The sequence below is a fragment of the Xanthomonas pisi DSM 18956 genome (genome assembly GCF_001010415.1).
GTDB classification, from domain to species: Bacteria; Pseudomonadota; Gammaproteobacteria; order Xanthomonadales; family Xanthomonadaceae; genus Xanthomonas; species Xanthomonas pisi.
In genome coordinates this window covers 12,347-25,571 of sequence record NZ_JPLE01000044.1, presented here as the reverse complement: position 1 = coordinate 25,571, position 13,225 = coordinate 12,347, and the positions used below count along the sequence as shown (strand labels likewise).

The 13,225-nt window shown below is 65.3% G+C and carries 9 protein-coding genes; 2 read left to right on the top strand and 7 right to left on the bottom strand.

All coding sequences use genetic code 11. From position 1 onward, the window contains the following. Nucleotides 1–86: 86 nt before the first annotated feature. From cydB to Y887_RS11460, 6 genes are all read right to left on the bottom strand, one after another. A complete protein-coding gene (gene cydB / locus Y887_RS11485) occupies nucleotides 87–1,103 on the bottom strand; it encodes a cytochrome d ubiquinol oxidase subunit II (RefSeq protein WP_046964466.1) in 1,017 nt (338 codons plus the stop codon). Beyond that, a complete protein-coding gene (locus Y887_RS11480; RefSeq protein ID WP_046964465.1) occupies nucleotides 1,103–2,500 on the bottom strand; it encodes a cytochrome ubiquinol oxidase subunit I in 1,398 nt (465 codons plus the stop codon). The genes cydB and Y887_RS11480 overlap by 1 nt, the downstream gene beginning before the upstream one ends. A 342-nt stretch (nucleotides 2,501–2,842) precedes the next feature. Beyond that, nucleotides 2,843–4,222 (bottom strand): amino acid permease, encoded by a 1,380-nt coding sequence (locus Y887_RS11475; RefSeq protein WP_046964464.1) that lies wholly within the window; start codon nucleotides 4,220–4,222, stop codon nucleotides 2,843–2,845. A gap of 533 nt (nucleotides 4,223–4,755) precedes the next feature. Further along, complete coding sequence (locus Y887_RS11470) at nucleotides 4,756–5,817, bottom strand: pectate lyase family protein (protein ID WP_046964463.1); 1,062 nt, start codon at nucleotides 5,815–5,817, stop codon at nucleotides 4,756–4,758. 912 nt (nucleotides 5,818–6,729) lie between these two features. Then, a complete protein-coding gene (locus Y887_RS11465) occupies nucleotides 6,730–7,671 on the bottom strand; it encodes a proline iminopeptidase-family hydrolase (RefSeq protein WP_046964462.1) in 942 nt (313 codons plus the stop codon). A 395-nt stretch (nucleotides 7,672–8,066) separates the two neighbouring features. Beyond that, nucleotides 8,067–8,831, bottom strand: coding sequence for a LuxR family transcriptional regulator (locus Y887_RS11460; protein WP_046964461.1), 765 nt, complete (start codon nucleotides 8,829–8,831; stop codon nucleotides 8,067–8,069). Between the two features lie 187 nt (nucleotides 8,832–9,018). Here Y887_RS11460 and Y887_RS11455 point away from each other — a divergent pair, with 187 nt between their 5' ends. Beyond that, nucleotides 9,019–10,401 carry an APC family permease gene (locus tag Y887_RS11455; protein ID WP_046964479.1) on the top strand — a complete coding sequence of 461 codons (1,383 nt, stop codon included), beginning with the start codon at nucleotides 9,019–9,021 and terminating at the stop codon, nucleotides 10,399–10,401. A gap of 453 nt (nucleotides 10,402–10,854) precedes the next feature. Then, nucleotides 10,855–12,252, top strand: a complete 1,398-nt coding sequence (locus tag Y887_RS11450) for a trypsin-like serine peptidase (RefSeq protein WP_046964460.1) — start codon at nucleotides 10,855–10,857, stop codon at nucleotides 12,250–12,252. Nucleotides 12,253–12,371: 119 nt separating this feature from the next. Here Y887_RS11450 and Y887_RS11445 read toward each other — a convergent pair whose 3' ends face one another. Further along, the gene (locus Y887_RS11445; RefSeq protein ID WP_046964459.1) at nucleotides 12,372–13,166 is read right to left on the bottom strand and encodes a hypothetical protein; all 795 of its coding nucleotides are present in this window, start codon (nucleotides 13,164–13,166) and stop codon (nucleotides 12,372–12,374) included. Nucleotides 13,167–13,225 lie beyond the last annotated feature (59 nt).

Below are 13,225 nucleotides of genomic sequence, written 5' to 3'. Positions count from 1 at the left end.
CATGCCGGCACCGACCCAGGGGCATCGCACGCTGCATCTGCCGGTGGGTGCGACCCGCGCAGCACGCCAAGAGACAACCGCTGCCATCAATGGTGGTAGCCGGTCTCCGCGGTGATCTTGCCGCGGAACACCCGGTACGACCACACGGTGTAGCCCAGGATCAGCGGCAGCAACATCACCAGCCCCACCAGCGCGAACAATTGCGAAGACGGCGGCGCAGCGGCCTGCCAGATGGTGTACACCGGCGGCACCAGATACGGCCACATGCCCAGCACCAGGCCCAGGAAACCGAGGACGAACAGGCCCATTGCCAGCAGGAACGGCGCCGTGTCCGCTCGCCCCGGCGCAGTCGCGCGCCAGAGCGCATAGCCCACCACGGCAACCAGCACCGGCACCGGCATCAGCCACAGGTAATGCGCGTCGTTGAACCAGCGATCCATCACATGCGATTGCAGCGATGGCAGCCACGCGCTGACCAGGCCGATGAACACCAGCACGCTGAGGGTCAATGGCCGGCTCAACTGACGCGCAAGCGCGTGCACGTGGCCTTCGGTCTTGAGGATCAACCAGGTGCTGCCGAGCAACGCATAACCGAACACCAAGGCCGCGCCGGTCAGCATCGCGAACGGGCTGAACCAGCCCCAGATTCCGCCGACATAGCGGTCGTTCTCGATCGGCAGGCCCTGCACCAGCGCGCCCAGGATCACGCCCTGCGCGAAGGTGGCAAGGATCGAGCCGGCAGCAAACGCATTGCTCCATAACCGCCGCGAACGCTGCGCCTTGAAGCGGAACTCGAACGCCACGCCGCGGAACACCAGCGCCATCACCATCAGCAAGACCGGCAGGTACAGCGCCGACAGGATCACCGCATACGCCTTGGGAAACGCCGCCAGCAGCCCTGCCCCGCCCAGCACCAGCCAGGTTTCGTTGCCGTCCCAGATCGGCGCGGCGGTGTTCATCATCAGGTCCAGCTGTGCCTCGTCGCTGCGAAACGGCGCCAGGATGCCGATGCCGAGCACAAAGCCGTCCAGCACCACGTACATCAGCACCCCGAAACCGATCACCGCAAACCAGGCCACGGGCAGCAAGGTCGTCATGTCCATCACGCAGCTCCATCGATCGTTTCGTCGGCTGCAGACAGCGGCCGTGCGGGAGTGTGTTCGCCATGGTCCAGGTGCGGCACATCGTGCGGCGTCGGCCCGATCTTGCCGATCTTGACCAGGTACCAGATGCCCCAGCCGAACACGAACGCATAGCCGGCCACGTACACCGACAACGAGATGGCGGTCATCAGCGCCGACTGCGGGCCCACGGCGTCGGCAGTGCGCAACAGCCCGTAGACCACATACGGCTGGCGGCCCATTTCGGTGACGAACCAGCCGGAAATCAGCGCGATGAAGCCACTCGGCAGCATCCAGCGCCAGGTCGCCAGCAACCAGCGCCATTGCACCAGCCTGCCGCGCCACCACGCCAATGCCGACACCCAGGCCACCAGCAACATCAACGAGCCGATCCCCACCATGATGCGGAACGCGAAGAACACCGGCGTCACCGGCGGGCGGTCGCGCGCCGGCACCGAGGTCAGCGGCGCGATGTTGCCGTCCAGGCTGTGGGTCAGGATCAGGCTGCCCAGGCGCGGAATCGCCAGCGCGTAATCGTTGCGCTCGGCCTGCGCATTGGGCACCGCAAACACCACCAGCGGAAATCCCTTGCCCGGTTCTTCGGCGTGCCAGAGCGCTTCCATCGCCGCGATCTTCATCGGCTGATGCTTGAGCGTATTCAAGCCATGCATGTCGCCGACGAAGATCTGCAGCGGCACGGTGATGGCCGCGAACACCACCGCCAGCTTGAGCATGCGCAGGCCTGCCTCGCGGTGCACGCCGCGATGCAGATACCACGCGCCCACCGCGCCCACCACGAAACAGGTGGTGATGAACGAGCCCAGCGCCATGTGCGCAAGCCGATACGGGAACGAGGGATTGAAGATGATCTTCAACCAGTCCACCGGATGCACGATGCCGTCGATCACCTCATAGCCGGCCGGCGTCTGCAACCAGCTGTTGGAGGAGAGAATCCAGAACGTGGAAAACAGCGTACCCAGCGCCACCATGCAGGTGGCAAAGAAGTGCAGGCGCTCGGAAATGCGCCCCCAGCCGAACATCATCACGCCCAGGAAACTGGCTTCGAGGAAGAACGCGGTGAGCACTTCGTAGCTCAGCAGCGGCCCGATCACCCCACCCGCAATGCGGCTCAGCTCCGGCCAGTTGGCGCCGAACTGGAAGGCCATCACGATGCCACTGACCACGCCCATGCCGAACGACACGGCGAAGATCTTCTGCCAGAAGAAATACAGCTCGCGCCAGACCGGCAGGCGCGTTCGCAACCAACGCCATTCCAGGAAGGCCAACAGGCTGGACAGCCCGATGGTGAAGGCTGGGAACAACACGTGGAAGGCGATGACGAATCCGAACTGGAGACGCGACAGCAGCAGGGCGTCCATGGAGAGTGCTCCAGGCAAGAGGAAGGCAGCTACGCCAGCGAGGCGGCGAGCGCGCCCCGACGATTGCGCCGTCGGAACCATCACCGCAGCGCCATCGCGCCACACCGCAATGGTAGTGACGCTCGCGTCCGTTCCGGATGCGACACGGCGTCGCATCTGCGGCAAAAGGTCGCGCTTGCGCTGAAGCCCGACGCCACTTTCCAACTGCGACGCACGCGTCTGTTGCCGGCCGCGCCAGGCAATCAGGCGCCCAACGCTCGCAGGGGCGCGCCTGCACGCGATGAGCTCTAACGGGGATGCGCTGTCGCGCGCAAGCGCACTCCTGTGAGGCAGTGCGATCGCTTACTGCCGGTGACGCATCCGCCGGGCCAGCTCGCTGATCAGCGCGATGCCGGCCGTGAGCCCCACCATCGACAGGAATTGCGCGCGGGTGTCGGCCGAAGACGCCAGCAGCGCGAAGATCACCGCCAGGATCGCCAACGCCAGCAGCGTCAACACCGGATACCCACGCATGCGGAACGGCAAGGCGATGCCGGTACGGTCGGCGCGCGCACGCAGGATCAACTGCGACAGCAGCGAGATGGTCCACACCAGCAGGCAGGTGGCACCCACGATATTGAGCAGCATCGGCAGCACCTTGCCCGGATACAGCAATTCCAGCACCGCTGCGGCAAAACCGAACAGCACGCTGGCGATCACCGCCACCAGCGGCACCTGCTGGCGGCTGGTGCTGCCCAGCCAGCGCGGCGCCTCACCGCGCTGGGCCAGCGAGAAGATCATGCGCGAGGCACCGTAAAGATTGGCGTTGAGCGCCGACAACAACGCCACCACTGCCACCAGCGTGATGCCGGTGGCCGCGCCTGGAATCCGCGCCACTTCCAGCACCGCCGCGAACGGCGAACTCAGCGCGGCGCTGGTCCACGGCACCACCGCCACGATGACGCTGATCGAGCCGATATAGAACACCAGGATGCGCCAGGCCACGGTGCGGATGGTGCGCGCCAGGCTGCGCCCGGGATCGGCGGTTTCGGCCGCCGCCCCCGCCACGATCTCGGTGCCGCCAAACGCGAACACCACCACCAGCAACGCGGTGCCCACGCCGGCCAGGCCCTTGGGCGCGAACCCGCCGTGCTGGGTGAAATTGGACAGCCCCGGCGATGCCACGCCCGGCAGCAGGCCGGCCAGCAACGCGCAGCCGATCAACAGGAAGATCACGATGGCGACCACCTTGAGGATGGCGAACCAGAATTCGAACTCGCCGAAATTGCGCACGCCCAGCAGGTTGATCACGGTAAAGGTGGCCATGAAGATCGACGCCAGCATCGGCACCGGCAAGGCCGGCCATACCGTCGCCAACAGGCTCGCCGCGCCCACCGCCTCGGCGGCGATCACCACCACGATCTGCAGCCACCACAGCCAGCCGACGGTTGCGCCGGCGGTCGGCCCCATCGCATCGGCTGCGTACACCGAGAACGCGCCGCTGGCGGGCTTGGCCGCAGCCATCTCGCCAAGCGCGTTCATCACGATGATCACCAGCGCACCGGCAATCAGGTAGGACACCAACACGGCCGGACCGGCCGCATGGATGCCCACCCCCGAGCCCAGAAACAACCCGGCGCCGATCGCCGTGCCCAGGCCCATCATCATCAACTGCCGCGGTTTCAAGGCATGGCGCAAGGCAGGCGCAGCGGTCTCAGCAACAGGATCGGTCGGAAGCGACATGGACGGGATCGGGAAGGTGGTAACACGACACGATACCGCGTCATGACGCCCGCCGCGCCTCTTGACGAAGACGCCTGCGCCAGGCTGAAGGCATGGCCCTGCCGTCGACAGCGCACCCTCCGCTTCGAGGCGATGGCCCAGGACCATGCCGGGGCACGACGAGCACGCGTCATGCTGCAGTGCACACTCGCCGCAAGAGCAGCGCCGACGGCGGTGTTGGCCATGCCAACCAACACAACGCGCTGATCGGTCTGCAGACAGCGCTGCAACGTGGCGCCCTACCCTGGCATGCGCCTGCATCGAACGCGGCCTGCCCAGCGCCTGATTGCACGAGCCGCAGAAATCTTTCCGGCGTCATCCAGGCCAACCATGCGGCTGCGCGGCCATCATCATCCTTTCCTCGTCCACACGGCACGTCGCCGCGAAGCGCGGCCAGGTCAGACATGCGTCAAAGACGTGGCCGGCGACCTCGCTGCACATAAAAAGATCCCCGGCAGTGCCGGGGATCGGTGGATGCAATGCTGCGTGGACGCTTACTCGGCCAGGTTCTTGCCTGCCCCTGCGGTGGCGATCACCTTGGCCTTGACCTGGGCGGCCGGCGTGACGGTATAGATGTAGCCCAGCGATTCCGGGAACACCTTGGAGCTGACCCAGTTGGTGGCGTTGGCGTAGGGCTTGCTGCCATCCGGCGTACCCCAGGTGATGCCGCTGCCGACGTAGTTGTTGATCAGGTCCCAGTAGCCGATCTCGCTGCTGTCGCGCGAGGTCACCGGGTTCTTGATGTTCTCGAAGTAATTGGACTCGATCTTGGCCACGCCGCCCATGCGCACATTGATGCCCGAGGTGCTGACGTTGTTGAAGTAGTTGTTGTAGATATGGCTCAGCCCGCGCCGCTGCAACGGCACGCGCGAGTCCACGTTCTCGAAGCGGTTGTGGTGGTAGGTGGTGCGGGCGGCCGAGTTCTTGGTGTCGCTGTCGCTGTAGCCGTTGAGCGCGACCTTCTGGTAGTTGTAGACGTAGTTGTAGGACACGGTGACGTGGTGCACGCCCTTCTTCATGTCGATGCCGCCATCGAACGAGGCATCGCCGGCGCCGGAGCACTTGGTCAACGAGGCGAACACGGTGTTGTGGTCGACCCAGATCTTTGACGGTTCGCCACTGGAATTGCCTTCCAGCGAAATCGAATCGGCATCTTCGCCGCCTTGCAGCAGACCGATGGTCATGTTCTGGATGATCACGTTATGCGCGTTGCCCACCACGCGCACACCGAAGTTCGCCGCCGAGCCGTTCGCCCCCCTGATGGTGACATCGCTCTTGTTCTTGATCTGCACGGTCTTGGCCGGCAGCTTCCACTGCGCGCAGACGTCCTTGATGGTGCCGAAGTCGAACTTGCCGGTGTAGTTGAGCACCAGCCCGCCACTGCCGGAATAACTGTCGATGGCAGCCTGCATCGCTTCGAAAGTGGCCACGTTGACGGGGGTCTTGTTGCCGCCGCCGGTGGTGGCGGCGCCGTACCCGACCGGGCCGGCGATGGCGCTTGCAGCGCAGGCGGACAGTGCGAGCGCGAGTGCGCCCTGGAGCATCTTGCTGGTCATGCAGCCTCTCCCAAAGAAGACGATAGGCAATGCGCGACGTCTGCGTGATGGCAACGACGTCGGCAAAGCAGTGCGTGGGGGCCGCATTCTTCGCGCTATTTAAAACATAAAACAATTATCCATATCTGAAAGTTTGACGCACCACGGTGTTCTCTTTGCGGGACATGCAAAAGAGACAGCGAGAGACACGCAGGACAGGACACTGCTGCGCATGCCGTGCACGCGTATGTGGCGACGCCCGGTTGCTCGCGATGCGCAGGCTGCTTACGGCAGTCGCTGCGTCAGGCGCTGACGACTGTGCGTTTGCGTTGAATCGATGCATTGATTCGAACCGTTGCTGCAATGCGACACTGCGCACCGCAGCAAGGCGGTAGGCGGCACGGCGCCACATCCCTGCCATGCAGTGCGGCAGAGAAAGAAGTCCGCACAGCATCGACGCATCGCGTCTGCAGGTGCAGCGCTGCAGTGAGGCACGATTGCCGCAGACGCGACTCGCAGCGGCGAATGCCGACGACACGACGACGCAAGCCGCGCAGCGTCGGATCAGCCGGGGGCGCCTGGCGATACCAGGCTGACTCAGCCAGTGTGAGCAGCGCGCCATGCACGCGGCCAGCAATGCGTGGATCGCGGACGCCAACACGACACTGCGGGTCCACAAGCTGGTTGGACGTGGACTCACGCGGCGGGCTGCGCATCGATCGCGCAGCGCAGTCGCACATCATCGATTTACGCGATCAACAGCAGGCCGAGCGGTGCTGCTGCGGTGCTCCCAAACGACGGGCTGGCTGCACGGTGCGATGCGCCTCCAGGGCAGTCGCCTGCGATGCGCGTGGTTCCGAGGGTCACCGCGAACCAGCGCGACGACCATGAAGCCGCAACGCAATAGATCAGCTCCCCAACCGGGGCCGCACCTCACACGGCGCGATCGACCAATCCCGATGCGTGCGCGAGCTCGCCGCCCGGCCAGGGCGTGTGGTCATCGAGAAAATCGCCGACCAGACGCATGCAGGCAGCGCGTTCTTCCACGTGCGGCATATGGCTGGAGTTGGCGAACACATGCCAGCGCGCATCGGGAATCAGACGCGCGTATGGCTCGACGGTTTCCGGCGTGGCTTCGTCGTACCTGCCCGACAGCACCAGCGTGGGCGCCATGATGCGGTGCAGCCGCTCGATGATGCTCCAGTTGCGCAGGCTGCCCACCACGTGGAATTCGGTCGGCCCGTTCATGGCGTGATACACCGTCGGGTCGGCATCGATGGCGGCGAAGGTGCGCGCCACCTCGTCAGGCCACGGAACCAGCCGGCACACATGCCGCGCGTAGAACACATCGCTGGCCGCGCGATAGGCCGGATGATCCAGCGTACCGGCCGCCTCGTGTTCTTCCAGCGCGCCCTGTACCTGCTCGGGCAGGCCGGCGCGCAGGCGCAGCGCTGCGGCGCGCCACAAGCCCATCGACGCTGGCGAATTGGCGATGACCAGCGCACGCAAGCCGCTGGGCCGACGCACCGCATGTTCGGCCGCCAGCATGCCGCCCCACGACTGGCCCAGCAAGGCGTATTGCGCCAGGCCCAAGTGCTCGATCAGCGCCTGCAATTCGTCCAGAAACAGTCCGACCGTCCAGAACGCGGCATCCGCGTTGGGAAGATGGGTGGAGCGGCCATTGCCGAGTTGATCGTAATGAATCACCGCACGGCCGTTGCCGGCCAGATCCTTGAAGCTGTCGACATAGTCATGCGTGCAACCAGGCCCCCCGTGCACCACCACCAGCGGGCAGGCATCGCTGCGCAGGTCGCCGCTGATCCGGTACCAGGTGCGATAGCCGCGGAATTGGACGTACCCCTCGGTGGACTGCATGACCTACGCCTGCTCGGCAATGATGAGCGCCGAGCCTAGCGGGCAGCCGCGCCTGGGTTAACTGGCAAATCTCACAGGTTTGCAGCGGTTTCGAAGCCACCGCATTGATCGCTTATGCATCAGACAGGCAGCGGATCAACGCCTGGCAGCACCGGTGATTGTGCAGACCAATCGCAAACCCGCCGTTCAGGGTCGGCGACTATCGGCTGCCTCACTGCACCTGCCGCGGCCTGCAACGGGAGGACCTTCTTTCAAGGCCATCGCCGCGCTGCAGCGCGTGTGCCCTGCCAACCCTCCAGCAGCATCTTCTCGCGGCGCTGGCCATTGGAAGCGTCGATCGCCGCCCGTCGATGCGTCGTGTGCAGCCAATGCCGGGGCCGGCCACCGCAATGCGCTTATGGCTCCAGCAGTCGGTAATGCATGCCGCGCACCACCGCCTCGACGCGATTGCGCGCGCCCAGCTTGCGTGCGGCCGAATTCAGATGCAGGTTGACCGTGGCGGTGGACCGATTGAGCGCGGCAGCGATGCTCTTGGCGGTCAGCCCCTTGGCCGAATACTGCAGGCATTCGCGCTCGCGCCGGGTCAGCGCGATGTGGTGACAGCGCCGCTCCTGCGGGTCCAGCAGCTCCTGCGCACGCGCCTGGAACGCATGCGCCAGCAGCAAAAACGGGGAAAGCTGTGCTTCGGCCAGGCGCGGCGCTTCGGCGGCAACCGCATCGACCGCGCCACTGAAGGTGGCAAATGCACCACCGGGCAAATGCAGCGGCACGGTGACACCGGTACCCATTCCGCTGTCGCAGAGATAGCGCGTCACCTGACGGTGCTGCGCGCCCACGTATTCCACCCCCGGATGATTGCCGTCGGTGCGGTACGACCACACGAAGGGCGTGGTGCGTCGCGTGGCGCGCTGCTGAACGGGGTCATGTTGGTAGTAACCGTGCTCGCACCAGACATGCTGCATATCCCCGGGCGCATTGCGCTGCATGAACACGCTCGGGGTGATCAGCGCGCCCTCCATGCTCAGCGGCACCGGCGCGTAGTCGTAGACCAGCGACTGGAAGCCGAGCGCGCAGACGTCGCCGAACACCCTGTCCAGGCAGGCATCGAGCGTGTGCAGTGCCTGCAGATCGCGGCCCAGGCTGGCCAAAGTGTCGAACATGGGGGTCCTTGGTCGCGGTTGACGCCGCTGGATGACATCCAGCACGGAAAACCTAGCACTTTTACCAATGGATGGGCTTGTCGGCCACATTATCGTCACAATGCTGGTCACACAGCTGCAGCGCAGCATCGGCTCCCCCGGACCGCGCGCCCGCGCTGAACGTGCCTTCCTCACAGCGGACACCTGCATGACCGAGACACCACGCCGCGACGATGCGGCCGCGCTGGAACGCTTTGGCTACGCGCAGGAACTCAGGCGCCAGCTCACGCTGAAGGATCTGCTGATCTACGGCCTGGTGTCCATGGTGCCGACCGCGCCGTTTTCGATCTTCGGTGGCGTGTTCGACATCAGTGCGGGCATGGTGCCACTGACGTATCTGGTCGGCTTCGTGGCGATGCTGTTCACCGCCCTGAGCTACCAGCAGATGTCGCAGGCGTTCCCGGTGGCCGGCTCGGTGTACGCGTACGTCGGCCGTGGCTTGAGCAGCGGCATGGGCTTTCTGGCCGGCTGGGCGATCCTGCTCGATTACCTGCTGGTGCCCACCCTGCTCTACGTGGTTGGCGCCAACGCCATGCACAACGTGTTGCCGGCGGTGCCGCAGCCGGCATGGATCGCGTTCTTCGTGGTGCTCAATACCGTGGTCAATCTGCGCGGCATCGAAACGACGGCACGGGCGAATCGGTTTTTCCTGTTTGCGCAGCTGGTGGTGTTGGCGGTGTTCGTGGTGCTGGCGACGCTGGCCATCCAGCGCGGCGTCAACGGTGCGCACTGGAACCTGCGCCCGTTCTACAACCCGCAGGCGTTCTCGCCACAGCTGATCTTCAGCGCGTTGTCGGTGGCGGTGGTGTCGTTTCTGGGCTTCGATGCAATCTCCACGCTGTCGGAAGAAGCGCGTGGTGGCAACCGCGTGGTGGGCCGCGCCACCTTGCTGGCCTTGGTGCTGGTGGCGGGCCTGTTCGTGCTGCAGACCTGGCTGGCCGCATTGCTGCAGCCGGATCTGCAGCGTTACCCAAGCGCGCAGGCATCCAACGATGCGTTCTTCGAGATCGGCCGGTTGATCGCCGGGCCGTGGCTGCAGATCGTCATTGCGCTGACGGTGGCGATCAGTGCGGCAATCGCCAACTCATTGGTGGCGCAGGCGGCAACCTCGCGGCTGCTGTTTGCCATGGCGCGCGACCGCCAGCTGCCGGCCTTCCTGCGCTACATCCATCCACGCACCGGCGTGCCGCAGCGTGCCATCCTGCTGGTTGCAGCGTTGAGCATGGTGCTGGGGGAACTGTTCGTCGGGCAGATCGCGCTGCTGTCGTCGCTGTGCAACGTCGGTGCGCTGACTGCCTTCGTGCTGTTGCATATCGCGGTGCTCTGGCACTTTCGCAGCCAGGGCCGCAGAGTGCTGCATGGCGTGGTTCCGCTGATCGGCATCGTGATCCTGGCCTATGTATTGATCAACGCCGACCGGCATGCGCAGCTGGGCGGCAGCGCATGGATGATGGTGGGATTGGGCGTGTTGGCGTTCCTGAAACTCAGTGGCCGCTCGACCGAGTTCCGCGCCAGCGACGCACTGGAATAGCGCGACGCGCACGGCCTTGAGCGCATGCGCGGGCAGTTGGCCGCCAGCCTGCGCGCGTGCCCGTGCGCGCCGGATCCTGCGTGGCGCCTGCAACCATCAACCGCCTGCTCGAACGCCGCATGCGGTGTTGCATGACCACACGCGTCTGTTTCATCCACCTGCGTGATCGCGTTGCCAGTCTTCCTAACGTGCCGCTCGACCAGCGACATGCACGCAGGCGTGCTCGTGTGCCAGGTAGGCGCCAGCGCGGTAGTGCTGCACCCATCGCGCATGCGACGCAACGCATGGATGTGTGCGAAAGCGATTGTATTTTCCTTGATCGCCCATCTCTGAACGAGATTTTCAGCACATATTCAGTTGTAAACATTCGCTAGTCTCGTTCGGCGCCAACGATGGCGCCGCGGGTTGTGGCCCCCGCCGCAGCCTGCCGTTCCCTGACGAGAAGGACTACCCATGAATCGCAAGAATGCGTTGTACCTCGCGCTGCTCTCTGCTGTGTCCGGCGCTGCGCTGGCTGCGCCGCCCACCGAAATGGATGCCGCACCGGTGAGTAGTGCGCCGCAGGCCGCCAAGCTCGGCGCGGCGACGTTGCAGTCGGCCAGCCTGCGCGGCGGCATCATGCCAACGCGCGTGGCACAACTGGCTGCCCCGAGCAGCAAGGAACTCGGCGCCGTGCGTGAGCGCCGCATTGCGCAGGTCAAGCATGGGCAGCCGCTGCAGATCGGCTTTTCGCGCGCGCTTGCGCAGCCCTTGGTCAACCTGGCCAAGCTCGATTGGCAAATGGCTGGCGACGGCTCGCGCGTTGCCACCTTGAAGCTGGGCTCGGCGCAGGCCGCATCGTTGCGTGCGGCATTGGTGCTGCGTGGCGCCGGCGCAAAACCGGGCGACCCGTCCAGGGTGACGCTGCGTTTTGCCGGCGACGACGGCCGCGTGTTCGAACAATCCGGCGCCAGCTTCGTTGGCACCGGCGATGCGATCGGCTGGTCGCCGACGGTGAGCGGCGAAAACCTGCTGGTCGAACTGTCGCTGCCGGCGGGCCTGTACCCGGAGAACTTCAGCCTCAGCGTTCCGCAACTGTCGCATCTGGATATCAGCCCCACCGCCAGCCCGCGCGACATGATGACCATCGCCATCGGCGAAAGCGATTCCTGCCAGAACGATATCGTGTGCCGCGCCAATCCCACCGCAGGCTTCACCAGTGCCGCAAAGGCAGTGGCGCGCATGGTGTTCACCACCAGCCAGGGGTCGTTCCTGTGCACGGGAACCCTGCTCAACAACACCAACACGCCCAAGCGCAATCTGTTCTGGACCGCGGCGCACTGCATCAGCACCCAGACGGTGGCCAATACGTTGCAGACCTACTGGTTCTACGACGCGGCCAGCTGCAACGGCAACACCGCCAGTTCGCAGGCCACAACGCTCACCGGCGGCGCGTTCCTGCGCCATGCCAACACCACGCGCGACACCGCGCTGCTGGAACTGAAGACCGCACCGCCGAGCGGCGCGTTCTATGCCGCCTGGAACAGCGCGGCGATCGCATCCACCAGCACCTCGATCGTGGGCATCCACCACCCGTCGGGCGACGTCAAGAAGTACTCGCTGGGTACCGTGAACGCGCTGAATACCTCCATCGACGGCAAGAGCCCGTTGTATCGCGTGGTCTGGAACGACGGCGTCACCGAAGGCGGCTCGTCCGGCTCGGGGCTGTTCACCATCGCCAGTGGCGGTGCGTATCAGCTGCGCGGCGGCCTGTACGGCGGCTATTCGTTCTGCAGCGCACAGACCGATCCGGATTACTACTCACGCTTCTCCGACGTGTATTCGTCGATCTCGACCTTCTTCGGGCAGTAAGCGTCCAGGCGTTGTCGAGCAAGGCGTGGCAGGCGTGAGAGCGCCTGCCACGTCAGGCGGCGCGAGCCTGCGCACCGCCACCTGCATGATCGACATGCGCAGCGTCGTGCCTGGCGCAATCACGGCAATGCGGTGATGCGCTCCCGCGATGGGTCGTTCCACAACCGTCTCTTGCTGGCATCGCGCAATCGCGTGGTCGGGCTGCTGTTGCCGGTGCGATGCGTGTACAGAATCCAGTTCGGCAGACCCGGCAACGCGCGGCTCGCCTCGATTGCGCGAGCACCCTCAAACCGCATCAACCGATACACCCAGAACGTATGCCAGCGATGGTCGCGGGTCGCCGACGGACTGGCGGTGATGACCGACAGCTGCAGCAATGCACACCCACCCTGCCGTGGCACGCGCCGGTAGTCGTCGGGAGTGGGTTCGTGCGTGGGCACACGCAGGGCGCGGTAGTGATCGACCTGCGACAACACCACGGTACGCCACGCATTGCCGCCTGCCAGACCGACGCCGCCACTGCCCAGGGTCACCACGTAATCCGGACGATGGTCGCCATTGAGATCCACCCGCTCCACGCCATGGAAACCCATCAGCCCACCACCCAATTCGACCGCTGGCAGCAGGAGGCGTCCGGCTGCATCCTGCACCTGCAACATCGGTGCTGCACCGCGATTGTCCAGGGCAAGCACGGTGTCTGCATCGCGGAAGTGGGTCACGCCCTCCCACTGCACGCTGTCTTCCACGGCAGGTAGCGCGTCCACGCTGCACTCCGAGCCAATGGGCGGCCGCGACCAGGGCGGATACTGCGGATGCCAGGCCTGTGCCTGCGACGACAACAGCAACGTCAGCGCCGTGGCCCGGCATGCGTAGCGGCGGCACCTGGCCTGCGTGGTGGTGTTGCGCAGATCCATGGCCGCGACGCTCCGGGTTCGATGGTGCAGCACTATGCGTACTCGCCTGCACGGCGGCA

Coding starts and splice junctions, on each gene's coding strand:
- cydB (WP_046964466.1), bottom strand. CDS start 1,103: ATGGACATGACGACCTTGCTGCCCGTGGCCTGGTTTGCGGTGATCGGT.
- Y887_RS11480 (WP_046964465.1), bottom strand. CDS start 2,500: ATGGACGCCCTGCTGCTGTCGCGTCTCCAGTTCGGATTCGTCATCGCC.
- Y887_RS11475 (WP_046964464.1), bottom strand. CDS start 4,222: ATGTCGCTTCCGACCGATCCTGTTGCTGAGACCGCTGCGCCTGCCTTG.
- Y887_RS11470 (WP_046964463.1), bottom strand. CDS start 5,817: ATGACCAGCAAGATGCTCCAGGGCGCACTCGCGCTCGCACTGTCCGCC.
- Y887_RS11465 (WP_046964462.1), bottom strand. CDS start 7,671: ATGCAGTCCACCGAGGGGTACGTCCAATTCCGCGGCTATCGCACCTGG.
- Y887_RS11460 (WP_046964461.1), bottom strand. CDS start 8,831: ATGTTCGACACTTTGGCCAGCCTGGGCCGCGATCTGCAGGCACTGCAC.
- Y887_RS11455 (WP_046964479.1), top strand. CDS start 9,019: ATGACCGAGACACCACGCCGCGACGATGCGGCCGCGCTGGAACGCTTT.
- Y887_RS11450 (WP_046964460.1), top strand. CDS start 10,855: ATGAATCGCAAGAATGCGTTGTACCTCGCGCTGCTCTCTGCTGTGTCC.
- Y887_RS11445 (WP_046964459.1), bottom strand. CDS start 13,166: ATGGATCTGCGCAACACCACCACGCAGGCCAGGTGCCGCCGCTACGCA.